The organism is Enterobacter cloacae complex sp. P16RS2, from assembly GCF_014982155.1.
Taxonomy (GTDB): domain Bacteria; phylum Pseudomonadota; class Gammaproteobacteria; order Enterobacterales; family Enterobacteriaceae; genus Enterobacter; species Enterobacter cloacae_M.
Genome location: NZ_JADCKW010000009.1, coordinates 352,529 through 374,355 on the forward strand (window position 1 = coordinate 352,529; position 21,827 = coordinate 374,355).

A 21,827-nucleotide genomic window follows, 5' to 3' on the forward strand; every position below is an offset into this window, starting at 1 on the left:
ATATCCCTATCCGGAGAATAACGTGCTCGGAAAACAATTGTTAAACTACATGCCAGGTTTACAAACTTTGTTAGCCTACGATAAAAGCTGGCTAAAAAATGATGTTAAAGCCGGGTTATCCGTTGCGGCTGTCGCGCTACCAGTGGCTATTGCTTATGCTGAGTTGGCGGGTGTAGGGGCAATCGTGGGGCTCTATTCCTGCGTTTTACCGATGATAGCGTATGCACTCTTTGGTTCTTCACGTCAGCTTATTGTGGGCCCTGATGCCACGACCTGCGCGGTGATTGCGGCCGTTGTGTTTCCTCTTTCTGCAGGTAATCCCGAACTGCACTGGCAGCTGACAATTATCATGACGTTGATGATGGGCGGGTGGTGCCTGCTTGCCAGTAAGTTTCGCCTGGGCGCACTTGCCGATCTGCTTTCACATCCCATCCTTACGGGTTTGCTTAATGGCGTTGCCGTGACGATTATTGTCGGGCAATTAGGCAAGGTGTTGGGGATAAAACTCGACGAAGCGCAGGTTATTGAGAAAATAATGGCCTTGCCAGGACGTCTTTCCGACAGCCATTTATTAACCGTTGGAATATCGCTTTTAACGTTAATTATTTTAATGGCGATCAAAACGTATCGCAGCCACTGGCCAGCACCGTTGATTGCCATTGTGATGACAACGTTACTGGTATGGGCGACATCTGCACAACAGTATGGTATTGCCACTATTGGGGGGGAAGGCTTCCAGCCTGGTTTACCCGTCGTTAACTGGGGCGCGTTCCAGCCCGGTCCGATGCGTGATTTAGTGATCCCGGCTTTGAACCTGGCGTTGGTCAGTTTTGTCAGCCTGATGCTGACCGCCCGCAGTTTCGCCGCGAAAAATGGCTATGAAATTAATGCTGATGCAGAGTTCCGGGCGCTGGGTATTGCGAACCTCATGTCGGGATTATCTCAGGGGTTTGCTATCAGTGGAGCCGATTCCCGGACCGCGGTTAATGATTCAGTGGGTGGGAAAAGTCAGCTGGTTTCCATCGTCGCAGCCTTACTCATCGGTATTGTAGTAGTATTTTTCACTCAGCCATTACAATTTATTCCGGTATCTGCATTAGGTATTGTTTTGATGTACGCATCCTGGTCATTAATTGATCTGCGCGGGTTGTGGAATCTGAGGCGAAGAAATAAACAGGCATTTCGCCTGGCCTTTTTCACGTTTGGCTGTGTGTTAATTATCGGCGTTATCCAGGGGATCGGCCTTGCGGTGTTGCTTGGCCTGTTACAGTTCCTGCGTACGGTGTTTCGTCCCTCTGAGCACTTACTAGGCACTGACGACGATGGCATGATTCACTCATTAGGTAATACAACCGATATTAAAATGGTCCCGGGCGTGCTGATGTATCGATTTAACTCCCCGTTGACCTATTTTAACGTGGCTTATTTTAAACGTCGGGTATTGAACCTGGTTGATGGTGCAGCAGTACAGCCTAAATGGGTGGTCATTGATGCCGTTGCTTGCTTCACCTATTCAGATATCAGCGTTCTGGCAACCATAAATGAGTTAAAGCGCGACCTGAAAGGTCGAGAGATTACGTTAATTCTTGCGGGCAGAAAAACGGAATTAACGCGCTGGTTTAAAGATAGCCGGCCAACAATGAATGATGATGACATGATTCTGGCGCCAGACCTCTATCTGGCACTTCGGTTCATTCAAAGCAAAGAGAGTGCGAGTGAATCAGGTGGCGAGGTATAAGCTAAAGGCTTGCCCGCCAACCGTGAGCAAGCCACATCCCTTAGCGATACAGGGTTTTTTCCGCAACCGGAATAAGCAGCCCGGATCGCCAGTCCGCGAGCGTCAGCTGCGTAAGTCTGCCCAGTGCGGTATAAAACGGATGCCCGGCGTTGTCGACAAACACCGACAGGAAGCGGGTGCTCCACGGCAGCAGGTGCCACGCCAGAAGCTGAGCGCACTCCGACTCGCGGCCATTCTCGGCCAGCCACGCCGCCAGCAGCAGCAGCGTACCAAAATGATCTTCCGGCTCATTCTGCTGCATCTCAAACGCGATATTGTTCTCCCGCATCCACTGGCGCAGCGCGAGGGTGGAGTCACCAAACAATACGGATTCACGGTCCAGCCAGACGGAACCCCACGGCGGAGCGGGCAGGGCATAAGGGCCGATAAACAGCCTTTGCCAGGCTTCCGTCAGCGGCTCGTCGGAAGATGAGGCAAACGTATCGGCAACGGGCTGCAGCGTTTCCGCTGGCAGGGGCCAGTCCTGAACCCATTCGCCAGCGGTAAGCGCTTTCACCAGCGGCGCGGCCTGCTCGCTGTCGGGAGCGAAATAAAATAGCGCGCCCAGTACCCGGGCGCTGAACGCGAACGATTCACGATGTGAGACGTCTTTCATTAAACCTTCCTTGCTCGCGCGGATGACGCCCGCGCAACTGTGTTAACCGATAATACTGACCATAGAATAAACCAGGGTCTCGCGTTTCACCCTCTACACCTTCTCAATCTGTACCAGATTGGTGTGCTGCGGGTTGCCTTTTGCCAGCGGAGAAGGTCGATGGGTCGTCAGCGTGTTGATGCATGAGCCGTGGTCGATACGATCGCCATTCATATTGGCATCATGCCACGCTCCCTGGCCCATGGCGCTCACGCCGGGCATGATGCGTGGCGTGACCTTCGCTTCAATTCGCACCTCGCCGCGGCTATTAAAGACGCGCACCGTATCGCCGTTCTTAATGCCGCGTTTTTCGGCATCGACAGGATTAAGCCAGACTTCCTGGCGGCAGGCCGCTTTCAGCACGTCGACGTTACCGTAGCTCGAGTGGGTTCGGGCTTTGAAGTGGAAGCCAAACAGCTGCAGCGGGAACTGCGCGCGATCGGGTGCGTCCCAGCCGTCAAAGGTTGAGGCGTAGACGGGCAGAGGGCTGATGGTTTCATCTTTTTCCAGCTCCCAGGTGGCCGCAATCTCTGCCAGCTTGCTGGAGTATATTTCAATCTTGCCCGATGGCGTTTTCAGAGGATTGGCTTCCGGGTTCTCGCGGAATTTTTTATAGGCCACGAAGTGTCCGTTCGGATCTTTGCGCTTATAGATGCCCATTTTTTTCAGCTCGTCATATGACGGAAGCTGAGGATCTTTTGCGAGCATTTTGGCATACAGGAACTGCAGCCACTGTTCCTGCGTGCGTCCTTCGGTGAATTTCTGATGGATATCCGGCCCGAGGCGTTTCGCCACTTCGCTCATGATCCAGTAGATCGGCTTACGCTCGAACTTCGGCGCGGTCACGGGCTGGAGGAAAATCAGGTAGCCCATATTTCCCGCGTAATCGTTAGGAATGATGTCTTCCTGCTCGACGGTCATCAGGTCCGGCAAGATGATATCGGCGTATTTCGCTGACGACGTCATGAAGTTATCGATGACCACAATCATTTCGCACTTGCTTTCATCCTGCAGGATATCGTGGGTTTTATTGATATCGGAGTGCTGGTTGATGATGGTATTGCCCGCGTAGTTCCAGATGGACTCCATTGTCAGACGGATGGATGGACTTGAAGTAGTTGACTCAATGCTACTTAAGGTCCTGATATGACTGACATTAATCATGATAATACTGTATGCCCATCCAGTTCTTTCTCTGGGTCTCCCTATCTGTATCAGCAAGTCTACACCTCAAGTCCTGACACAAGGCTGACACAAATCAAGGACCTCGCAGTGCCACAGTTAGTCCGCAGAGCCAATGGTCGATATACTATCCGCTTCAGACTCAAGGGACAGACCACACCGTTTCTTTCAGTATCGACCCGCAGCACAGACAGGAGAGTAGCCACAATGCGTCAGAGAGAGCTTGCAGCCACAGCTAAGGCCTTCATGTTGGATAGGCCTGAAGTCTCACTACAGGAGCTTACAGCGCACCTCCGGTCTATGGCTGAGCAGTTCCTGACAGACGCTAGTGACGATTACTGGAATGGACTTGAGGTCGCTACTTTGGTCGACGAGAAGTCCAACCTGAGGGAGCTAGCCGCTACGCAAGCCTTGAGTCTGGACCAGCAGAAGGGCATAAGGTTAGCGCTTGAAGTCCTGACCGCAGCACAGCAGAGGGTAGACACTGGTGATACCTCTGGTCTGATTAAGCTGATTGATGGTGGCGTAAGCCAGCTTACTGATGATAATAACCTTACTGATGACTCAACTATAGGCGACTCTACGTCAATTCTGAATAATGAGCAGGGGGATAGACCGGCAGTTTTCACACAGGAGCGCCAGTCATCTGTAGTTTTTTCAAGCCTAGTGTCCTCGCTGCTGGCTGAGAAGGTCCAGACCCTGAAGACATCCAGCTACAAGGACCTCTCGTCCTCACTCAATACTGTCTCCCGGTTCCTGCCTGAAGACATGGACCTGATGTCCCGCTCTGGGTGGCTGGCTGTCAGGGACTCTATGCTGGCTTCTGAGGTGAGACCATCGACAATCAACAAGCTGCTGACCAAAGCGAAGATGTGTCTCGATTATGGCCTGATGAATGGGCAACTTGAGGGCCGCAACCCTATTGAACGGATGAAGCTGACCAAGGATATCGACTCCAAGCGCAGAGCGTTCACAGACGAGGAGCTGGAGAGACTTCTGGTCCGTGTTGAGTCTGAGTATCAGTTCACACGACACACGGCTCACACGACCTCTGAGGCCCGTAGATGGGCGTCTCTGGTGTCTGTGGTCACTGGCGCTCGGTCTGCTGAGGTCTGCCACCTGACTAAACGTGACATTGTAACCTTGGACAATGGACTGGTCTGTATCGACATCAATGAAGATGGGGACGGGAAGTCTGTGAAGAACAAACATTCAGTCCGACTTGTGCCGTTAACCGATGGCGCTTATGGGTTTGACCTGACGTCCTTCCTGTCGTGGGTAGACATGCAGCCTGATGAGGGTCCTCTCTTCGGGATGACTCCGAGCGCCTACTCTAGCTGGTTTAACTCAAGGGTCCTGACTGAGGCCCTAGGAGACTCTCAGGATGTCTCTCTCCACAGTCTGAGACATTGGCTGGCGACCCGAATGAAAGAGCGTGGAGTCAATCTGGTGGACGCTCAAGGCATCTTAGGTCACAGCAGTCAGTCAATTACGTATGACCTGTACGGGAAAGGACACGCTGTGGGTAGGCTGGCTGATGTGCTTAAGACAGCTTTACTTTAAGTAGGGAGACCCAAGGTGGAGACCATATACGGCTTGATGGTTGAGACCTTGGGGTCACTGAAGTCTGACTAAAGTTAGGGAGGGTGATAATAATCATAATCCCTCCTGACTATAGGCCCACTGGTTCGCCTTCGGCTGTCCGACTCTAAGTCTGTCTGTGGTCTTATTTAAACTGGTTCCCTAACTCAGGTCCTCCAACTTGGTGTCTTATTTAAACTGGTTCCCTAACTCAGGCCCCTCCAAATTTCGTTGTCTGTCAGCGACTTAAATATCCCCTCACCTTAGAAGAGTTTAGGGTTCAGACCCTTAACTATCACCTTAGGAGAGACGGGCCGTCCTCCACCCAATCAAAACCTTAAGAGGAGGACCATACATGGCTATTAAAATTCAGTGCTACACCGAGTCCGACAATGCGGCTTTCTTCGGTGACGATTCCGACCTCCAGCACCAGCTACCAGCACCGACATATGACGAACCTAAGGCCCGCACAGGTAAGCCTCCTGTGGTCATCGACAACCGGGCTGTCCGTGCGTGGCTGATTGAGACTGGGTGTCTCTCCTATACGCAGCTTGTTGAGGCGTACCCGTGGGCTGACGATGTGTTCACAGGACTCTCACGGGCTACCAGTGGCGCTGTCGGTGCTGGACTCCCGGTATCTAAGGCGTACCTGTTCTCTGCCTTATATGGCACCAACGACATCTTCTCCCGTAACACAGCCAAATCCTACGCTGACATCACTGGGCGTTCACCGTCTCCTCGCTACCTGCGCCACGTCAATAGCGTGCTTCAGGCTACGGCTGTGAATCTGGCTAAGGTTCTGAAGGACCGAGGGGATTTCACATGGTGGGATTACAACGATCAGTGCCTGTCCTGAGAGCCGCGCCAGCTCTGGGCTGGAATACCCCCTCACTATAGGTACACCCCCCCTAAACTATCACTATAGGGGGACCAACCTTGCCTCTGCTTCTGATGCGTCAGAACACGCGAGGTCCTCCCGACATTAAGTATCTCTCCTAAGTAATCAAGGCCCGTGACCGCCTCTGACAGACCTCCTGTATCGACCTCCAGCTCGTTAGCGTTCTTTAGTCGTCTCGGTTAGTAGCTCATCTACTCACTACATTGGCTTAAGTCTATCACCGCTCACCATCTGGAGTCCTTACAGCTCGTCCTGACATGCGGTCGCACCTTTATACGTACATGGAGAACATGGTCACTCCAGACCGTCAACATTTAACCATTCACTTTCGTTAAGCACTTTCTGATGGGTCCGTTTAGGATGCGTCTGAATGGTGCGGACTCCATGTGGAGACAGAAAGCGCTTTACCAAAGGAGCATCTTTGTATGAATACCGAATTACCAGTAACTAACCGCCAGTTCTTAATCATCCTGCTGACCAATGCAGAGTCCAGTGTCGATTGCTGTCGCTATAACTTAGACCTGCTGAAGTTATCCCGATGGTATGCCCAGGCGGAAGACTGGGACTATGAGAAAATCCGGGAGATGTACGCGGAGCCTATCCAGTCATACCTCCAGACACACACCGAGGAAGAGCTGAAGCGTGGCCTGCAGGACATCTTCTATTTCAACAATCCTTACACCTGTGAGGGTGACTCAGAAGAGATGGATTGGATAGCGTCACGCTCTGATGCCGACTTGAAGCACATCTCTAACGCGATGATGCAGGTGGAGAGCAAATGGTCCCGCCGCCTTCAGGTCCTAACTGAAGATTACGAAAACGGCACCTTTGATAAGCTGGTCCCACCTGATGCCGAACGCCTTCAGGCGAAAGCTGACCAAGAACAGCGCTTCAAGTCCTTTGCCGAAGCTCTGGCGGGAGGTGCCTCTTATGACTTCTGACAATAAGCAGGAATACACCATTCATATCTTCGGTCAGGACATCACCAGTCAGGACGGATTGTTTCGACTGGATGAGATACGCCGGGTAGGCATTCAGATTGGTAAGGTAGAAGATAACCGTAGTACCGAGGTCGCTCGCTTCATGAGGACTAAGGCTGGCAAGCATATGATAAACCCAAAAAGTGGGTTAATCCGGTTAATCCGAATGGGTGAACTAGGTTCTGCATGGCTGGCTACCCCGGTCGCTGCTGTAGAGTTCGGGCGCTGGCTAGACTTCGAGTACGGACTGGCAGTCTCTGAAGCCTTCGTGTCTATGACCTCCAGCGCCACTGTGCAGGCTGCTGTAGCGTCTGCTGAGGACATAAAGTCCGAGACTAAAGCATTCATCCAGCATCACCGCACAGGCCTCTACATCGCCGGACGTGAGGTCTCAAAGGCTGAGTATACCGACTATCAAGCTGTGACCGCTGGTCGCTGCAAATGGGGAGGACTTTAAGATGAATGAACATTTGATCGCAGAGCAAGAAGACCGCCAGCATAGCCAGATTCTCGGTCAGCATTATGACGATATGGCTGAGGACTGGAGACTGGACGCCCTCATGAATGAGGCCAACGAAGCTGAAGACTCCAAGCTTATGGAGCTGGGGGGTCTCACCGATGACGACTAAACAGATGATTGACCCTCGCACACCTATCGGCAGGGCGACCCTACGCTACCGTGGTCTGCCTACTCGGCACCTCCTGTCACTCCTCCACCTTGGACTCGATGATACTGAGCGTCCTTACTACAGCCGTGACGAGCTGATAGCAATGCTGGTCGACCGTGATTTGAATAATCAGTTACGTCGAGCCTTTGCAAAACTGGACCCTGCTAGCCCTGAGTCGCTAGCAAGCTAGCAGCCCTAAACCGTTAGTAGCTCGCCTACTCACTACCCTAATTTAAACCCTTTGAGATGACCGATGCGGGGAGACGCCGCAGGACTAAACACGCCTGTGGTCGACCGATAGTCTCAACACTCAAAGGAGTACAACTTATGTTATTCAACAACAACGACTGGAAACTATCAGTCACCGACATCAATCCCTATGAAAATACTGTGAGTCTGGACGGTCAGTCCTATCCGCTGTCTCTGGCGATTAAGACCCTGATTCCGGGCTACCTGTCAGGCTTACCGTCCACCAGCCGCGAGGCGATGGAGTTACTGGAAGCTCTGGCTGAAGCTGGCGTGACCATTGGCAACTTCTTCAGTAATGACCTGATGACCGCCTATGGTCGCCGCCAGCAGAACAAGCGAGCCGAAGCTGAGCGTATTGCTAAAGAGCAGCGCATTCAGGCTGAGCGTATGCGTGAAGAGAACATGACTGATGCAGAGTGGCAGAAAGAGCTACAGCGCCGCGAACAGGTCAAAGCTGAACGCCGGACCTATGGTGAGAACCTCCGCAGTGCTACCCATTCCGCTGGTCGCTCCCGTGCCGCTATCGTCGCTGACATTGAGTCAGGCGGTAACTGGATGGACAGCCTGTAAGACACACAAGTGGTCCTGACCCGATGTCGGGACCCACAGTATCCAAACTAATTTAGGAGATTGATTATTATGACTATGACTAAAGACGCTTTCCAGTTCGGCATTGAGCCTGTTCGTATCACCGACACCGACAACATTCAGGTCAATGAAGGTCTGCCGACTAACGCTGACCCGCAGGTCTATGCCCTCCAGTTAGCTAAGACGGTTAAGGCTATGCTGAACGGTGTACTTAAAGACGCTCAAGAGAACATCCCGTTCCCTGTAGAAGTCCTGCCTACCCGCAATAGCCTGCCTACTCCAATCATTGCTCACACTCTGGCTGATCGCTCTGTGGTCGTTCCTGTCCGTGGTGGTAAGCGACCTGAAGTCGTGACCGTTCCGTCTGGACAAGAAATCGTGGTCGAACCAATCGAGCAGGCTATTCTCATCTCTGAGCAGACCAAGCTCTGGGACGCCAAGTCATCCACCGGATTCACTCAGGGCACACTTCAGCAGGACGCTATGAACATCTGTGAGAATGTGGTCCGTACCATCAACGCTCGCATGGTCGACGTTCTGGAGTCCTCCAAACTGTTGAAGACCGTAGAGCTTCCGGTCCTGACTGGTAGCCTGACCGCTAAGGCAGACGATATCATGGACGCTCTGTATGACAACACCGAGCCATCTTTCGGTTCTGAGGTTTCTGACTATGGCATTATCGCCCATGAGTCACACATCAAGGCTCTCTCTCGTCTGGCTGCTAAGCAGGGCTTCTCTGGTGAAGACGCTATCGTGGATATGCTGGGTACCGACATCGCGTATTACAACGGTGAGGACAAAGGTGTGTTCATGTTGGCTAAACGCTTCACGGCCCTGAGCTTCGGCTGCTTCCGTCACGACGGTGAGAATATTACGGTCGTCCTTTCACGTGATGGCGACTCTCAGTCCCACGACTTGGAAATCCTCGGTAAAGTGTTCGTTGTCGCTGAAGCTGCTACGACCGTCAAGATGGGCACTGGCTCAGCTACTGCCGTCCTGCCTGTAGTCAAACGCCTGAAGTTCACCAAGACCGAAGCGTAAGACCAATGGGTAAGAGCATTAGTAAAGGCTTCAGGTCCATCGCCAAGGGCCTGACAGGTGGTGCTGGGACTCAAGGTGGGGCTTCGGTCCCGCCTCCTGTAGCTCCTCCTGTAGCTCCTCCAGATGACGCTCAGCAAGCTGTAGTCGATACCCAAGGTCAGGAGACCGAGGGAGGTAAGACCATGAGCAGAGGTAAGTCTGGACTGAATATCAGCAGGACTTCAGGTGGTGGGTTATCACTGTGATTAACTAACTATGGTCTGGACCAATGGTCTGGACCTGTTGTTAATGTAATAATATAACATAACAGATAGGGGCTTTATGTCTATGACTTCCGCAGACCTGAAGTCCCTCCTGACTCTGGTCTATAAACTCGTGTTCCTCTCTGTGGGTCTCTACATGGTCCTCTCTGGTCGACTCGGTGTGGATGTGTTCGACACTCTGTCTAAGGCTGTGGGTGGACTTCTAGGTCCTTAGGTTTGGACTCACAGTGGGACCGATGGTTTCTGACAGAAAAATGTGAATGACCATCTAATACATTAAGCCAGCAGACTTCCCCCATAGGCCCACCTCAAGTCCAGACCGAGGCCACCGGGGGGTCCTGACCAGCCGTCTAGACATCCAGTCTAATGACACAAGTCTGGCACAAAGAATGACACAAGGTCTTGACTCAATGCAGGACCTCAGGCCTACTAAGGGTCCGCTTCAAGTCCTTGTAGTTCCAGATGAACTTAATCGGCACGTCCAGCTTATCTTTCCCACGCACGCCGTCGCGCAGGGCGGTCATCTCCGGTCCGCGGGCGATGGCGTCCGTCCAGCTGAAGCAGGAGATTTGCGTTTTGACCGGGTTATCCGGTATCGGCATACGTTCGATGGTAATGGTGTATGTCGACTCGCGTGCGCCGCTGTTGCCGCCGTTGATGCCCACATTTCCGGTAAGGATCGGCAGCATGGCGATGGCGCGAGACGTCAGCTCGCCGTTCGCCTGGCGCTGTGGTCCCCAGCCCTGGCAGATATAGGCCGGTTTCGCGGAGCCGATTTCCCGGGCCAGCTTGATGATACGATCCGCCGGAATGCCGGTGATGCGTGAGGCCCACTCCGGCGTTTTCGCCGTGTTGTCATCGCCCTGGCCGAGAATGTACGCTTTGTAGTGGCCGTTAGCGGGCGCGCCTTCCGGCAGCGTTTTTTCGTCGTAGCCAACACAGTATTTGTCGAGAAAAGTCTGGTCGACCAGGTTTTCGTCGATCATTACCCACGCGATCCCCGCCACCAGTGCGGCATCGGTACCCGGACGGATCGGGATCCATTCATCTTCGCGTCCGGCTGCCGTATCGGTATAGCGCGGGTCGATAACGATCATTCGCGCGTTTGAGCGCTCGCGGGCCTGCTCCAGATAATAGGTAATCCCGCCGCCGCTCATGCGCGTTTCCGCCGGATTATTGCCGAACATCACCACCAGTTTGCTGTTTACAATATCAGAGGTGCTGTTCCCGTCGTTGCTGCCGTAGGTGTAGGGCATGGCGCAGGCGATTTGCGCCGTGCTGTAGGTGCCGTAGTGGCTCAGGAAACCGCCGTAGCAGTTCATCAGGCGCGCCACCAGCGAAGCGTAAGGGGAGGAGCGGGTGATATTGCCGCCGACAATCCCGGAGGAGTAGTTAATATACACCGCTTCGTTGCCGTATTTGCTGACCACGTCTTTCAGGCTGGCGGCGATGGCGTCCAGCGCTTCATCCCATGTGATGCGCTCGAACTTGCCTTCACCGCGTTTGCCCACGCGTTTCATCGGGTAGTTGAGACGGTCAGCGTGATTGATCCGACGGCGAATAGAACGCCCGCGCAGGCAGGCGCGCACCTGATGGTTACCGTAAATATCTTCACCTGTGTTATCCGTTTCGACCCAGTACACTTCGTCGTCGCGGACGTGCAGACGCAGCGCGCAGCGGCTGCCGCAGTTGACCGAGCAGGCGCCCCATACCACTTTATCTTCAGCAGGCTGGACGGCGTTCTTCACCGCCGCGGCGGCGCTTTTGAAACCAAAAGGAAGCGAGATCCCACCGGCGGCCAGCGCCAGAGACCCTATTGCCGTAGATTTCACGAGAGTTCGACGGCTAATCCCGCCGTGATGTTCAGTATCGGACATGGCTCACCCCATCATTATAATTACGTATTATTTTTCCCGAAATGATAACCGGGCTAATGATGGGGTGAGTGTTACTGATTTGGGGGTATTAAATCTTAATCCTCATCAAACCAAAGGGGATTGAGGGTAAATTACTGCGCTTCAGCAGCCCCGTTGCCTGTACGGGTGTACAAAATTTTAAAGGTGTCGTTGGCGCAGTGGCCTACCACCTGCGTGCCCGCCTGGTCGGCCTGATCGTTCGGCACAATGCTCAGCGTAAAACCTGATTCAGGCACACCGTTGTTGATAATTTTCTGCTGAATGTCGCTTTTCACGCGCTCGCAGGAATCCGGTGCCGCCAGCGCGGCCGTTGAGGCACTCATTAACAGCAGGGCGGTAATCCAGGGTAACCGTTTCATCTGTAGCTCCTTTTCTCTGTGTGAACGTTAAGCATAGCAGGATAAAGGTAACCTTTTGTTTTTGTGCGCATCTTTCTGAATAGTCCTGGAAGTGACTCGACGCCCTGGTAGTAATCAAAACACAAAAGTAAGCTTATCCTTTACCCTGATTGATAATTGTATTGAATAACGGAGTAATGGCACGTCGATAACGGTGACGAAGTTTTGCTGCTAAAGGTCTTTCCTGCATCAGTGCATCCCATATTTGTTTCTTTTTGGCATCCAGCACGGCATCTCCTTTAGATTCATTAATGGTTGACGCATTAGCATCTTCAGAAAGACGAACTGGATAAGGCACTAACGAATGAATTTTAGCCAAAGAGAGATCTTCGAATAAGCTCCATTTATCAGAAACCATCCACACAGGATAAAGGTTCGTAAGGAGCCTGTGGGCAGCTTTTTCATTAATAATATAGGCATGCGCTGTTGTGGCCTGGTGCGTCTTGTGTAGATTATATGAGCCGCATATGTTTTTAATTGACTTTTTGTAATATTTATTGACCCGACTAAGGAGTATAATCTCGGGCTTAGTCTTGCTAAGTGTAATATTATTTAATATTTCGCGAAGATCGCTACTAAGTACAACATCATCTTCAAGAATCAGCGCTGCTTCTATATTTTCGTTTATTATTTTTTTATATATTTTTTGATGACTTAGCGCGCAACCCACTTCACCCGGAAGGAAAGCATAATTTACCTCACGTGTAACATTTTTACGTTCAGTTTCCGTCATTTCCCGACCATCAACTGCTTCGACAAACTCGTGTGCAATATTCAACTTTAACAGTTGAGACTCCATTTTGGCACGGCGTTCGCGCGAGTGTTTAAGATTGATTATAAAAGTTATCATCCTTTCAACGTACCTTAAAGACTGAATAGTTGGACCAATTTTATGCATTTTATCAGTATTTGGGGCTGTTCAACATCAGTAAGTGCATATCAGGTGGGATAAAAAATAATTTTAGCCACAGTGAACGCGAGGGCATGAATTTCCAAAATGCTATCCATCGCTACTATTCTATTTGATACAATGAGAGCAACAATCCTTTCATTCTATTGGTAAATGATGTGAAGAAATACGCAGCGATAACGCTACTGGCAGCAACACTGGTGGGGTGCGACAACAGCTCCGCGCCGCTGTCGTTTACGCCCGAAATGGCGAGTTTCTCGAACGAATTTGATTTTGATCCGCTGCGCGGCCCGGTGAAAGACTTCACCCAGACGCTGCTCAACGAGAAGGGCGAAGTGTCCAAACGGGTCACCGGCACCGTGTCTACGGAAGGGTGTTTCGATACCCTGGAGCTGCACGACCTGGAGGCCAATACCGGCGTGGCGCTGGTGCTGGATGCCAATTACTACCTTGATGCAGAAACCCAGCAGCGCAAAGTGAAGCTGCAGGGGAAATGCCAGCTGGCCGAACTGCCGTCAGCCGGGATAACGTGGGATACCGACGACAACGGTTTTGTGGTGGCGGCGCACGGCAAAGAGATGGAAGTGAAGTATCGCTACGATGCGGACGGCTACCCGCTGGGCAAAACCACCGTCTCCGGCGATCAGCATCTGTCCGTCCAGTCGACGCCGTCTAAAGACGTTCGCAAAAGGATGGATTACTCGGCGGTGAGCATGTTGAATGATAAGCCGCTGGGCAACGTGAAGCAGAGCTGCGATTACGATCGACACAATAATCCGGTGAGCTGCGACCTGACGATCACGGACGATAGCGTCAAACCTGCCGTTGAGCGCAAATACACCATTAAAAACACGATTGAATACTACTGAGAATAAAACCGCGCAGGTTACTGCGCGGTCGGTTTCAGCAGGCTGGCGCCTGACGGCTTGTGTCCGGCCAGGTGCTGATGCTGGAAGATGCACATGCGAATGGTATTGCGGTATTCGCCGTTGATAAAGAACTCGTGAATCAGCTCGCCTTCCACCATAAAGCCCAGCTTGCGGTAGATATGGATCGCTTTCTCGTTCTCTTTATCCACAATCAGGTAAAGCTTGTAGAGATTCAGAACGTTGAACCCGTAATCCATTGCCAGCTTCGCTGCCCGTGAGGCAAGGCCTTTTCCCTGATGTTCAGGGGAGATGATGATCTGAAACTCCGCCCGACGGTGAACATGGTTGATTTCAACCAGCTCCACAAGTCCGGCTTTTTCGCCTTCACACTCCACCACAAAACGACGTTCACTCTGATCGTGAATGTGCTTATCGTAGAGATCGGACAGCTCAACAAAAGCCTCGTACGGCTCTTCGAACCAGTAACGCATTACGCTGGCATTGTTGTCGAGCTGGTGGACGAAGCGCAGGTCTTCACGCTCCAGCGGGCGAAGCTTAACGTCGCAGGGCGCCGACATTACGGGGCTACCGTGCGGCCAGTGCGGCGATCCAGGCAGCGCAGGGTGTTTGGCTCCCAGTAGGCGTTGACGTTTGCACTTTGCTGGCACTTATCGCGCGCGTCAAAAGCGACATCTTCTTTATCCCACTCTTTCTCAGCACGTTTGTTGACCTTGTGGCGAAGGCTGCGGGTGTCATTCCATTGTTCTTTGTCCATGGCGGCGTTCTGGCGGCTTTGCGCGCTGTCACCAGACTCAATAATGAGCTTGCTGGTTTCCGCTGTCGCAGAGGCGGCAAAAGCGAACGATGACAGCGCCAGCAGGGCTGTCAGACAAAGGCGTTTGCTTAATGTGGTCATAGCGTTTCCTTTTAGACGGGTGCAGATAATCAAGTTATCCCGAACAGATTCTACACCAAAGCGAAAAGACGGCATACCCGCGGAGCAGGTATGGAAAAGTAAAGGATATCATCAGGTATGATGTCTAAATAGATCCTCACCTGACGTTAACTATGCTCAAAACGACGCTGCTTTTTTTTGCCACCGCGCTATGCGAAATCATCGGCTGCTTCTTGCCCTGGCTCTGGCTGAAGAAGGGGGGATCCGTATTGCTGCTCATCCCGGCAAGCGTCGCGCTGGCCCTGTTTGTCTGGCTGTTAACGCTGCATCCTGCCGCGAGCGGCCGCGTCTACGCCGCTTACGGCGGCGTCTATGTCTGTACCGCGCTGCTGTGGCTACGCGTGGTGGACGGCGTCAGGCTCAGCGCTTACGACTGGGCCGGCGCGCTGGTTGCCCTGTGCGGAATGCTGATTATTGTGGCGGGATGGGGACGGGCCTGATCCCCCGGTTTTGTGATCGTTAGCTGATTTTATGATCATTATACTTGTATGGTAGTCTGGTTAGTGGGTAAGTTTCCAGCATCACAACGAATGATGTAAGGAAAGGAATTATGAAGATTGTCGCGGCTGACGTGTTTGTTACCTGCCCGGGGCGGAACTTTGTCACCCTTAAAATCACCACCGACGAGGGGATTGTCGGCCTCGGTGACGCTACGCTGAACGGGCGTGAACTCTCCGTGGCTTCCTACCTGAAAGACCACCTCTGCCCGCAGCTGATTGGCCGCGATGCGCACCGCATCGAAGACGTCTGGCAGTTCTTCTATAAAGGCGCCTACTGGCGTCGCGGTCCGGTCACCATGTCGGCCATCTCCGCCGTGGACATGGCGCTGTGGGACATCAAAGCCAAAGCGGCCAACATGCCGCTCTACCAGCTGCTGGGCGGCGCATCCCGCGAAGGCGTGATGGTTTACTGCCACACGACCGGTCACACCATTGACGACGTGCTGGAAGATTACGCCCGCCATAAAGAGATGGGCTTTAAGGCGATCCGCGTGCAGTGCGGCGTGCCGGGCATGAAAACCACCTACGGCATGGCCAAAGGGAAGGGGCTGGCCTACGAGCCTGCGACCAAAGGCGACTGGCCGGAAGAGCAGCTGTGGTCGACCGAAAAATATCTCGATTTCACACCGAAGCTGTTCGACGCGGTGCGCAGTAAATTCGGCTTCAATGAACATCTTCTGCACGACATGCACCACCGCCTGACGCCAATCGAAGCGGCGCGTTTCGGCAAGAGCATTGAAGAATTCCGCATGTTCTGGATGGAAGATCCAACGCCTGCGGAAAACCAGGCCTGCTTCCGCCTCATTCGCCAGCACACCGTCACGCCAATTGCCGTGGGCGAAGTGTTTAACAGCATCTGGGACTGCAAGCAGCTCATCGAGGAGCAGCTCATCGACTATATCCGCACCACCATTACCCACGCGGGCGGGATCACCGGAATGCGTCGCATCGCGGACTTCGCCTCGCTCTACCAGGTGCGAACCGGCTCGCACGGTCCGTCGGATCTCTCACCTGTATGCCACGCCGCCGCGCTGCATTTCGACCTGTGGGTGCCAAACTTTGGCGTCCAGGAATATATGGGCTACTCCGAACAGATGCTGGAAGTCTTTCCGCACAGCTGGCGCTTTGATAACGGCTACATGCATCCGGGCGACAAGCCGGGGCTGGGCATCGAGTTTGATGAAAAACTGGCGGCGAAGTATCCGTACGATCCGGCCTATCTGCCGGTGGCCCGTCTTGAAGACGGCACGCTGTGGAACTGGTAAACGAGGAGCGAACGATGAAAAGCGTAGTGATTCAACAGCCAAACCAGCTGGTGATTGAAGAGCGGCCACTTCCGCAGCCAGGCCCGGGTGAAGTTCGCGTCAAAATCACGCTGGCGGGGATCTGCGGTTCGGACAGCCACATCTATCGCGGCCATAACCCGTTTGCGAAGTATCCACGCACGATCGGGCACGAGTTTTTTGGCGTGATTGACGCCATAGGCGAGGGCGTAGACAGCGCCCGTCTGGGCCAGCGCGTCTCGGTCGATCCGGTGATCAGCTGCGGACACTGCTATCCGTGTACCGTCGGAAAACCGAACGTCTGCACCTCGCTGGTGGTGCTGGGCGTACACCGCGACGGGGGCTTCAGCGAATACGCGGCGGTACCAGCAAAAAATGCCTGGCCTATCCCCGATAATATTCCTGATAGACACGCCGTCATGGTAGAGCCCTTCACCATCGCCGCCAACGTGACGGGACAGACCTGCCCCACCGGGCAGGACGTCGCGCTGATTTACGGCGCAGGGCCGATGGGGCTGGTCACCGTGCAGGCGCTGAAGGGCGTCTATAAGGTGAAGCAGGTTATCGTGGTTGACCGCATCGACGAACGTCTGAAAATGGCCCAGCGCAGCGGCGCGGACTGGGTGTTGAATAACGGCGAGCGGTCGCTGCAGGCCGCGCTGGACGAAAGGGGCATTAAACCGACGTTAATCATTGATGCCGCCTGTCATCCGTCGATTTTGCAGGAGGCGATTACCCTGGCCTCTCCGGCGGCGCGCATCGTGCTGATGGGCTTCTCCAGCGAGCCGAGCCAGATTGTTCAGCAGGGCATCACCGGCAAAGAGCTGGCGATCTTCTCCTCGCGCCTCAATGCCAACAAATTCCCGGTCGTCATCGACTGGCTGAAGAAGGGGCTGATCGACCCGGAAAAACTGATCACTCATGCCTTTGACTATCACCATGTAACAGACGCCATTGAGCTGTTTGAGAAAGACCAGCGGCAGTGCTGCAAAGTCTTGCTCACGTTCGGGCAATAATCATTTACGCGGTTAAGAGCCTGCGCAGACAGGCTCTATGTGGTACGCATCTTACCCTTCAGAGATAGCCATTATGACGCAAGCACAACCTCAAAGAACCACCTCCGACCTGGTGAAAGCCGCCGTTTCCGGCTGGCTGGGCACCGCCCTGGAGTTTATGGACTTTCAGCTTTACTCGCTGGGGGCTGCCCTGGTCTTTCACGAGATCTTCTTCCCGGAACAGTCAGCCGCGATGGCGCTGATCCTCGCGATGGGGACATACGGCGCAGGCTACATAGCACGCATTGTCGGCGCCTTTATCTTCGGCAGAATGGGCGACAGCATTGGTCGTAAGAAGGTGCTGTTTATCACCATCACCATGATGGGGATCTGCACCACGCTGATTGGCGTCCTGCCGACCTACGCGCAGATTGGGATTTTTGCTCCCGTTCTGCTGGTGACGCTGCGTATCATCCAGGGCCTGGGAGCCGGGGCGGAGATTTCCGGGGCCGGGACCATGCTGGCGGAGTACGCGCCGAAAGGCAAACGCGGCATCATCTCCTCGCTGGTGGCGATGGGCACAAACTGCGGGACGCTGAGCGCAACGGCGATCTGGGCGGTGATGTTCTTTGCTCTCGACCGTGAAGAGCTGATTGCCTGGGGCTGGCGCGTGCCGTTCCTCGCCAGCGTCGTGGTGATGATTTTCGCCATCTGGCTGCGAATGAACCTGAAAGAGAGCCCGGTGTTTGAGAAAGTGAACGACGCGCAAAGCGTGCAGCCGGACACTTCGCTCGGTTCAATGGTAAAAAGTAAATCCTTCTGGCTGGCTACCGGCCTGCGTTTTGGCCAGGCGGGCAACTCGGGTCTGATCCAGACGTTCCTTGCCGGATATCTGGTCCAGACGCTGCTGTTCGATAAAGCCATCCCGACCGATGCGCTGATGATCAGCTCCATTCTCGGGTTTATCTCCATTCCGCTGCTGGGCTGGCTTTCCGATAAAGTAGGGCGCCGTCTGCCGTACATTATCCTCAATATCTCCGCCATTCTTCTCGCGTATCCGATGCTGTCGATCATCGTCGATAAGAGCTATGCGCCGGGGACGATTATGCTCTCCATCATCGTTATCCATAACTTCGCCGTGCTGGGGCTGTTTGCGCTGGAAAATATCACCATGGCGGAGATGTTTGGCTCGCGAAATCGCTTTACCCGTATGGCTATCTCGAAAGAGGCGGGCGGTCTGGTGGCGGTGGGCTTTGGTCCGGTGCTGGCGGGGATCTTCTGCAATATGACCGGCTCCTGGTGGCCGATTGTCGCCATGCTGGTGGCCTATTCCGCGATTGGGCTGGTCTCGGCGATCCTGATGCCGGAAGTGCGCGACCGTGATTTGAGCGCGGCGCACGACGCAGCGGAGTCCGCTCCAGAAGAGAGTGTGGGTTACGGCGCGGTCTCCTCGCGGCGCTAGTGGTTCATAACTTACGTGACCTGTCACACAACTTTAGCTTTATGTCACACCACATGAGCAAAAGTTAATATAAATCAAAATCTCAAACGGCAGTATCAGTATGGTTGATGGCAGTTACTTTTTTACCCCAACTGCCATTCTAGTTGGTGTAGTCAGCAGGCGCTGCCGCTCCTGAAGGCGCGGCAGTGGTCCACGGCTTTCTAATTAACGAGTCTTAATCATGGAAAACACCTTATTACAGGCCAACGCGACGCTGCCTCAGTACGATCGCGACAGCCTTCAACCACGCATCGTTCATCTGGGTTTTGGCGCCTTTCACCGGGCGCACCAGGCAGTATACGCCGACATCCTCGCCGCTGAGTACGGCAGCGACTGGGGCTACTGTGAGGTTAACCTGATTGGCGGCGAGCAGCAGATTGCCGATCTGAACGCGCAGGATAACCTGTACACCGTGGCGGAGATGTCTGCTGACGCATGGACATCCCGCGTGGTTGGCGTGGTTAAAAAAGCGCTGCATGCACAGGTCGACGGGCTGGAGTGCGTGCTGGCGGCGATGTGCGAACCGCAGGTGGCAATTGTCTCGCTGACCATCACCGAGAAAGGGTACTGCCACTCGCCGGCGACCGGACAACTGATGCTCGATCACCCGTTTATCGTCGCCGACCTGCAAAACCCGCACCAGCCGAAATCCGCGCCGGGCGTGGTGGTGGAAGCGCTGGCGCGTCGCAAAGCGGCGGGTCTGCCCGCGTTTAGCGTGATGTCCTGCGACAACATGCCGGAGAACGGCCACGTGATGCGCAATGTGACCTGTGCTTACGCCCGAGCGGTAGACGGCGAGCTGGCGGACTGGATCGAGGCTAACGTCACCTTCCCGTCAACCATGGTGGATCGCATCGTGCCCGCGGTCACCCCCGAAACGCTGGATAAAATCGAACGGCTGACCGGCGTGCGCGATCCGGCGGCAGTAGCCTGTGAACCGTTCCGTCAGTGGGTGATCGAAGATAACTTTGTTGCGGGCCGTCCGGAATGGGAAAAAGCCGGCGCCGAGTTGGTGTCGGACGTGATCCCGTTTGAAGAGATGAAGCTGCGCATGCTCAACGGCAGCCACTCGTTCCTGGCGTATCTGGGCTATCTGGCCGGTTACCAGCATATCAACGACTGTATGGAAGATGAGAACTACCGCCTCGCCGCGCACGCGCTGATGCTTGACGAGCAGGCGCCTACGCTGAAGGTCAAAGGCGTTGATTTAGGTCGTTATGCCGATCTCCTGATTGCCCGCTACAGCAACCCGGCTCTGCGCCATCGGACATGGCAAATTGCGATGGACGGCAGCCAGAAGCTCCCGCAGCGTATGCTGGACTCCGTGCGCTGGCACCTGGTGCATCAGAAGCCTTTCCCACTGCTGGCGTTAGGCGTGGCAGGGTGGATGCGTTATGTTGGCGGCGTGGACGAGCAGGGTAACGCCATCGACGTGAGCGATCCGCAGCTGGCGGTGATTCAGGCGGCGGTGAAGGGAAGTGCGGAAGGGGAAAGCCGGGTTAACGCGCTGCTCGGCATTGAGGCCATCTTTGGTAAAGAGTTACCGCAGGAGCCGCGCTTCGTTGCTGCGGTGATGACCGCGTACCGGACGCTGCTGCAAAAAGGCGCGAAAGCGACCGTGGCGCAGTACGCGTCTCAACGGTAATTCAGCACATGCCGCCGTGCGCGGCGGCATGTCTGCGCACAGCTTAGTGCATCCCAAGGCGAATCAGCTCAATCGGCTCGAACTTACCTTCGCATCCTTCCACTTCAACCGTTTTGCTGCGGCGCACCTGCGCGGCATCCAGCCCGTCGCTGTGGATCGCTTTAATCACGCCGGTTTTGCCCGTGCCGCTAATCATGACGCGGCTGCCGGTGGTGATTGCATTGCGGTTACGGTCGTATGTCATCATGGTATTTTCTCCTCTCTAACCTGTTCGTTACGGCGCTATTTCGGGTTATGCCGTTCACGGGGCATATAAATACGCCTGTCCGCGCTTCATGTTTTTGTTTTTGATCAAACTCACACTTTTTTCTTTATTTCGTCTGGCGCTGACGGTTCAGGACGGTAATTTACAAAGTGGACCATTATTTTCATTAATTGATAGTTTCGACAGGGAAGCGTTGAGGGTTGGTTTATATTTCCGATGTCATCCTGTATGCAGGAAATAACCCTTCATCGGAATAAGGAGTCAGGCTTATGTATAAGAACATTTTGATGCCTGTAGACGTGTTTGAAATGGATTTGAGCGACAAAGCGGTTCGCCACGCGGCAAACCTTGCAAAGGCTGAGGGCGCGTCGATTACCCTGGTCAACATTCTGCCTGCCAGCAGCCGGTCTCTGCTGCGCGGGTTCAACGCCGATATTAAAAAGTTTGAAGAGTATATGACAGCAGAATCCGGTAAGAAAATGAACGAGTTAAAAAGACTGTTCGATATCGCCCCAGAGAATATTCACAGCATGGTGCGTTTTGGCAACGTCAGGGATGAAATTATCAGGCTGAGCAAGGAGGGGGAATATGATGCGATTGTCATCGGGTCGAAAAACCCGAGCATCACCACTCATCTGCTGGGTTCAAATGCGGAATCTATTCTGCGCTACGCCACGATCCCGGTGTTAGTCGTTCGCTAATCACGCC

21 protein-coding genes and 2 pseudogenes are annotated in these 21,827 nt (G+C 53.8%); 15 read left to right on the plus strand and 8 right to left on the minus strand.

From position 1 onward, the window contains the following. The first annotated feature begins 22 nt into the window (after nucleotides 1-22). Nucleotides 23-1,738 carry a SulP family inorganic anion transporter gene (locus INF68_RS06740; RefSeq protein ID WP_109844294.1) on the plus strand — a complete coding sequence of 572 codons (1,716 nt, stop codon included), beginning with the start codon at nucleotides 23-25 and terminating at the stop codon, nucleotides 1,736-1,738. A gap of 40 nt (nucleotides 1,739-1,778) precedes the next feature. Here INF68_RS06740 and dmsD read toward each other — a convergent pair whose 3' ends face one another. Then, entirely contained in the window at nucleotides 1,779-2,393 is a 615-nt protein-coding gene (gene dmsD / locus INF68_RS06745) for a Tat proofreading chaperone DmsD (RefSeq protein WP_126786092.1), read from the minus strand. Between the two features lie 93 nt (nucleotides 2,394-2,486). Then, nucleotides 2,487-3,512: pseudogene (locus tag INF68_RS06750) on the minus strand (molybdopterin dinucleotide binding domain-containing protein); the annotation flags it as partial. Between the two features lie 66 nt (nucleotides 3,513-3,578). On the opposite strand from INF68_RS06750, the gene INF68_RS06755 reads away from it, so the two are divergent. The 7 genes from INF68_RS06755 (at nucleotide 3,579) to INF68_RS06785 (ending at nucleotide 9,619) form a co-directional block, all read left to right on the plus strand. Further along, on the plus strand, nucleotides 3,579-5,177 hold the full coding sequence (locus INF68_RS06755; protein ID WP_193525284.1) for a site-specific integrase: 1,599 nt from the start codon (nucleotides 3,579-3,581) through the stop codon (nucleotides 5,175-5,177). Nucleotides 5,178-5,550: 373 nt separating this feature from the next. Next, a complete protein-coding gene (locus tag INF68_RS06760; protein WP_001548580.1) occupies nucleotides 5,551-6,051 on the plus strand; it encodes a hypothetical protein in 501 nt (166 codons plus the stop codon). A gap of 467 nt (nucleotides 6,052-6,518) precedes the next feature. Then, on the plus strand, nucleotides 6,519-7,034 hold the full coding sequence (locus INF68_RS06765; RefSeq protein WP_001091024.1) for a hypothetical protein: 516 nt from the start codon (nucleotides 6,519-6,521) through the stop codon (nucleotides 7,032-7,034). After that, a complete protein-coding gene (locus INF68_RS06770) occupies nucleotides 7,024-7,530 on the plus strand; it encodes a hypothetical protein (protein WP_193525285.1) in 507 nt (168 codons plus the stop codon). The genes INF68_RS06765 and INF68_RS06770 overlap by 11 nt, the downstream gene beginning before the upstream one ends. Nucleotide 7,531: 1 nt before the next feature. Next, a complete protein-coding gene (locus INF68_RS06775; protein WP_193525286.1) occupies nucleotides 7,532-7,702 on the plus strand; it encodes a hypothetical protein in 171 nt (56 codons plus the stop codon). Nucleotides 7,703-8,068: 366 nt separating this feature from the next. Continuing rightward, nucleotides 8,069-8,560, plus strand: coding sequence for a hypothetical protein (locus INF68_RS06780; RefSeq protein ID WP_193525287.1), 492 nt, complete (start codon nucleotides 8,069-8,071; stop codon nucleotides 8,558-8,560). Nucleotides 8,561-8,629: 69 nt separating this feature from the next. Then, the gene (locus tag INF68_RS06785) at nucleotides 8,630-9,619 is read left to right on the plus strand and encodes a hypothetical protein (protein WP_193525288.1); all 990 of its coding nucleotides are present in this window, start codon (nucleotides 8,630-8,632) and stop codon (nucleotides 9,617-9,619) included. A gap of 715 nt (nucleotides 9,620-10,334) precedes the next feature. Here the strand turns inward: INF68_RS06785 and INF68_RS06790 are convergent. From INF68_RS06790 to INF68_RS06800, 3 genes and pseudogenes are all read right to left on the minus strand, one after another. Then, a pseudogene (locus tag INF68_RS06790) lies at nucleotides 10,335-11,759 on the minus strand (molybdopterin-dependent oxidoreductase); the annotation flags it as partial. Nucleotides 11,760-11,890: 131 nt separating this feature from the next. Then, complete coding sequence (locus INF68_RS06795) at nucleotides 11,891-12,157, minus strand: DUF1161 domain-containing protein (protein WP_029739394.1); 267 nt, start codon at nucleotides 12,155-12,157, stop codon at nucleotides 11,891-11,893. Nucleotides 12,158-12,290: 133 nt separating this feature from the next. After that, entirely contained in the window at nucleotides 12,291-13,094 is an 804-nt protein-coding gene (locus INF68_RS06800) for a glycosyltransferase family 25 protein (protein ID WP_109844290.1), read from the minus strand. Nucleotides 13,095-13,264: 170 nt separating this feature from the next. Between INF68_RS06800 and INF68_RS06805 the strand changes: the two genes are divergently transcribed. Beyond that, nucleotides 13,265-13,975 (plus strand): YnfC family lipoprotein, encoded by a 711-nt coding sequence (locus INF68_RS06805; RefSeq protein ID WP_126786090.1) that lies wholly within the window; start codon nucleotides 13,265-13,267, stop codon nucleotides 13,973-13,975. 17 nt (nucleotides 13,976-13,992) lie between these two features. Here INF68_RS06805 and speG read toward each other — a convergent pair whose 3' ends face one another. Together speG and INF68_RS06815 are read right to left on the minus strand one after the other, a co-directional pair. Then, the gene (speG, locus tag INF68_RS06810) at nucleotides 13,993-14,553 is read right to left on the minus strand and encodes a spermidine N1-acetyltransferase (RefSeq protein WP_023311549.1); all 561 of its coding nucleotides are present in this window, start codon (nucleotides 14,551-14,553) and stop codon (nucleotides 13,993-13,995) included. Continuing rightward, the gene (locus INF68_RS06815; RefSeq protein WP_023311550.1) at nucleotides 14,553-14,891 is read right to left on the minus strand and encodes a DUF1283 family protein; all 339 of its coding nucleotides are present in this window, start codon (nucleotides 14,889-14,891) and stop codon (nucleotides 14,553-14,555) included. Before INF68_RS06815 ends, speG begins: the two co-directional genes overlap by 1 nt. A gap of 152 nt (nucleotides 14,892-15,043) precedes the next feature. Here INF68_RS06815 and INF68_RS06820 point away from each other — a divergent pair, with 152 nt between their 5' ends. The 5 genes from INF68_RS06820 to INF68_RS06840 all read left to right on the plus strand — a co-directional run bounded on the left by INF68_RS06820 (nucleotide 15,044) and on the right by INF68_RS06840 (nucleotide 20,854). Then, on the plus strand, nucleotides 15,044-15,370 hold the full coding sequence (locus tag INF68_RS06820) for a YnfA family protein (RefSeq protein WP_023311551.1): 327 nt from the start codon (nucleotides 15,044-15,046) through the stop codon (nucleotides 15,368-15,370). A gap of 110 nt (nucleotides 15,371-15,480) precedes the next feature. Next, nucleotides 15,481-16,695, plus strand: a complete 1,215-nt coding sequence (manD, locus tag INF68_RS06825) for a D-mannonate dehydratase ManD (protein ID WP_047174828.1) — start codon at nucleotides 15,481-15,483, stop codon at nucleotides 16,693-16,695. Nucleotides 16,696-16,709: 14 nt separating this feature from the next. Further along, entirely contained in the window at nucleotides 16,710-17,729 is a 1,020-nt protein-coding gene (locus INF68_RS06830; RefSeq protein WP_126786089.1) for a Zn-dependent oxidoreductase, read from the plus strand. A 73-nt stretch (nucleotides 17,730-17,802) separates the two neighbouring features. Beyond that, a complete protein-coding gene (locus INF68_RS06835; protein ID WP_045401182.1) occupies nucleotides 17,803-19,170 on the plus strand; it encodes an MFS transporter in 1,368 nt (455 codons plus the stop codon). Nucleotides 19,171-19,390: 220 nt separating this feature from the next. Beyond that, on the plus strand, nucleotides 19,391-20,854 hold the full coding sequence (locus INF68_RS06840) for a mannitol dehydrogenase family protein (RefSeq protein ID WP_126787201.1): 1,464 nt from the start codon (nucleotides 19,391-19,393) through the stop codon (nucleotides 20,852-20,854). A 43-nt stretch (nucleotides 20,855-20,897) separates the two neighbouring features. Here INF68_RS06840 and ydfZ read toward each other — a convergent pair whose 3' ends face one another. Then, entirely contained in the window at nucleotides 20,898-21,101 is a 204-nt protein-coding gene (gene ydfZ, locus INF68_RS06845) for a putative selenium delivery protein YdfZ (RefSeq protein ID WP_014883679.1), read from the minus strand. A gap of 287 nt (nucleotides 21,102-21,388) precedes the next feature. On the opposite strand from ydfZ, the gene INF68_RS06850 reads away from it, so the two are divergent. Continuing rightward, nucleotides 21,389-21,820, plus strand: coding sequence for a universal stress protein (locus INF68_RS06850; protein WP_109844284.1), 432 nt, complete (start codon nucleotides 21,389-21,391; stop codon nucleotides 21,818-21,820). Nucleotides 21,821-21,827 lie beyond the last annotated feature (7 nt).

Bases quoted from the DNA above. Each gene is read 5' to 3' on its own strand.
- dmsD (WP_126786092.1), bottom strand. From the start codon at position 2,393: ATGAAAGACGTCTCACATCGTGAATCGTTCGCGTTCAGCGCCCGGGTA.
- INF68_RS06755 (WP_193525284.1), top strand. From the start codon at position 3,579: ATGACTGACATTAATCATGATAATACTGTATGCCCATCCAGTTCTTTC.
- INF68_RS06760 (WP_001548580.1), top strand. From the start codon at position 5,551: ATGGCTATTAAAATTCAGTGCTACACCGAGTCCGACAATGCGGCTTTC.
- INF68_RS06765 (WP_001091024.1), top strand. From the start codon at position 6,519: ATGAATACCGAATTACCAGTAACTAACCGCCAGTTCTTAATCATCCTG.
- INF68_RS06770 (WP_193525285.1), top strand. From the start codon at position 7,024: ATGACTTCTGACAATAAGCAGGAATACACCATTCATATCTTCGGTCAG.
- INF68_RS06775 (WP_193525286.1), top strand. From the start codon at position 7,532: ATGAATGAACATTTGATCGCAGAGCAAGAAGACCGCCAGCATAGCCAG.
- INF68_RS06780 (WP_193525287.1), top strand. From the start codon at position 8,069: ATGTTATTCAACAACAACGACTGGAAACTATCAGTCACCGACATCAAT.
- INF68_RS06785 (WP_193525288.1), top strand. From the start codon at position 8,630: ATGACTATGACTAAAGACGCTTTCCAGTTCGGCATTGAGCCTGTTCGT.
- INF68_RS06795 (WP_029739394.1), bottom strand. From the start codon at position 12,157: ATGAAACGGTTACCCTGGATTACCGCCCTGCTGTTAATGAGTGCCTCA.
- INF68_RS06800 (WP_109844290.1), bottom strand. From the start codon at position 13,094: ATGCATAAAATTGGTCCAACTATTCAGTCTTTAAGGTACGTTGAAAGG.
- speG (WP_023311549.1), bottom strand. From the start codon at position 14,553: ATGTCGGCGCCCTGCGACGTTAAGCTTCGCCCGCTGGAGCGTGAAGAC.
- INF68_RS06815 (WP_023311550.1), bottom strand. From the start codon at position 14,891: ATGACCACATTAAGCAAACGCCTTTGTCTGACAGCCCTGCTGGCGCTG.
- INF68_RS06820 (WP_023311551.1), top strand. From the start codon at position 15,044: ATGCTCAAAACGACGCTGCTTTTTTTTGCCACCGCGCTATGCGAAATC.
- manD (WP_047174828.1), top strand. From the start codon at position 15,481: ATGAAGATTGTCGCGGCTGACGTGTTTGTTACCTGCCCGGGGCGGAAC.
- INF68_RS06830 (WP_126786089.1), top strand. From the start codon at position 16,710: ATGAAAAGCGTAGTGATTCAACAGCCAAACCAGCTGGTGATTGAAGAG.
- INF68_RS06835 (WP_045401182.1), top strand. From the start codon at position 17,803: ATGACGCAAGCACAACCTCAAAGAACCACCTCCGACCTGGTGAAAGCC.
- INF68_RS06840 (WP_126787201.1), top strand. From the start codon at position 19,391: ATGGAAAACACCTTATTACAGGCCAACGCGACGCTGCCTCAGTACGAT.
- ydfZ (WP_014883679.1), bottom strand. From the start codon at position 21,101: ATGATGACATACGACCGTAACCGCAATGCAATCACCACCGGCAGCCGC.
- INF68_RS06850 (WP_109844284.1), top strand. From the start codon at position 21,389: ATGTATAAGAACATTTTGATGCCTGTAGACGTGTTTGAAATGGATTTG.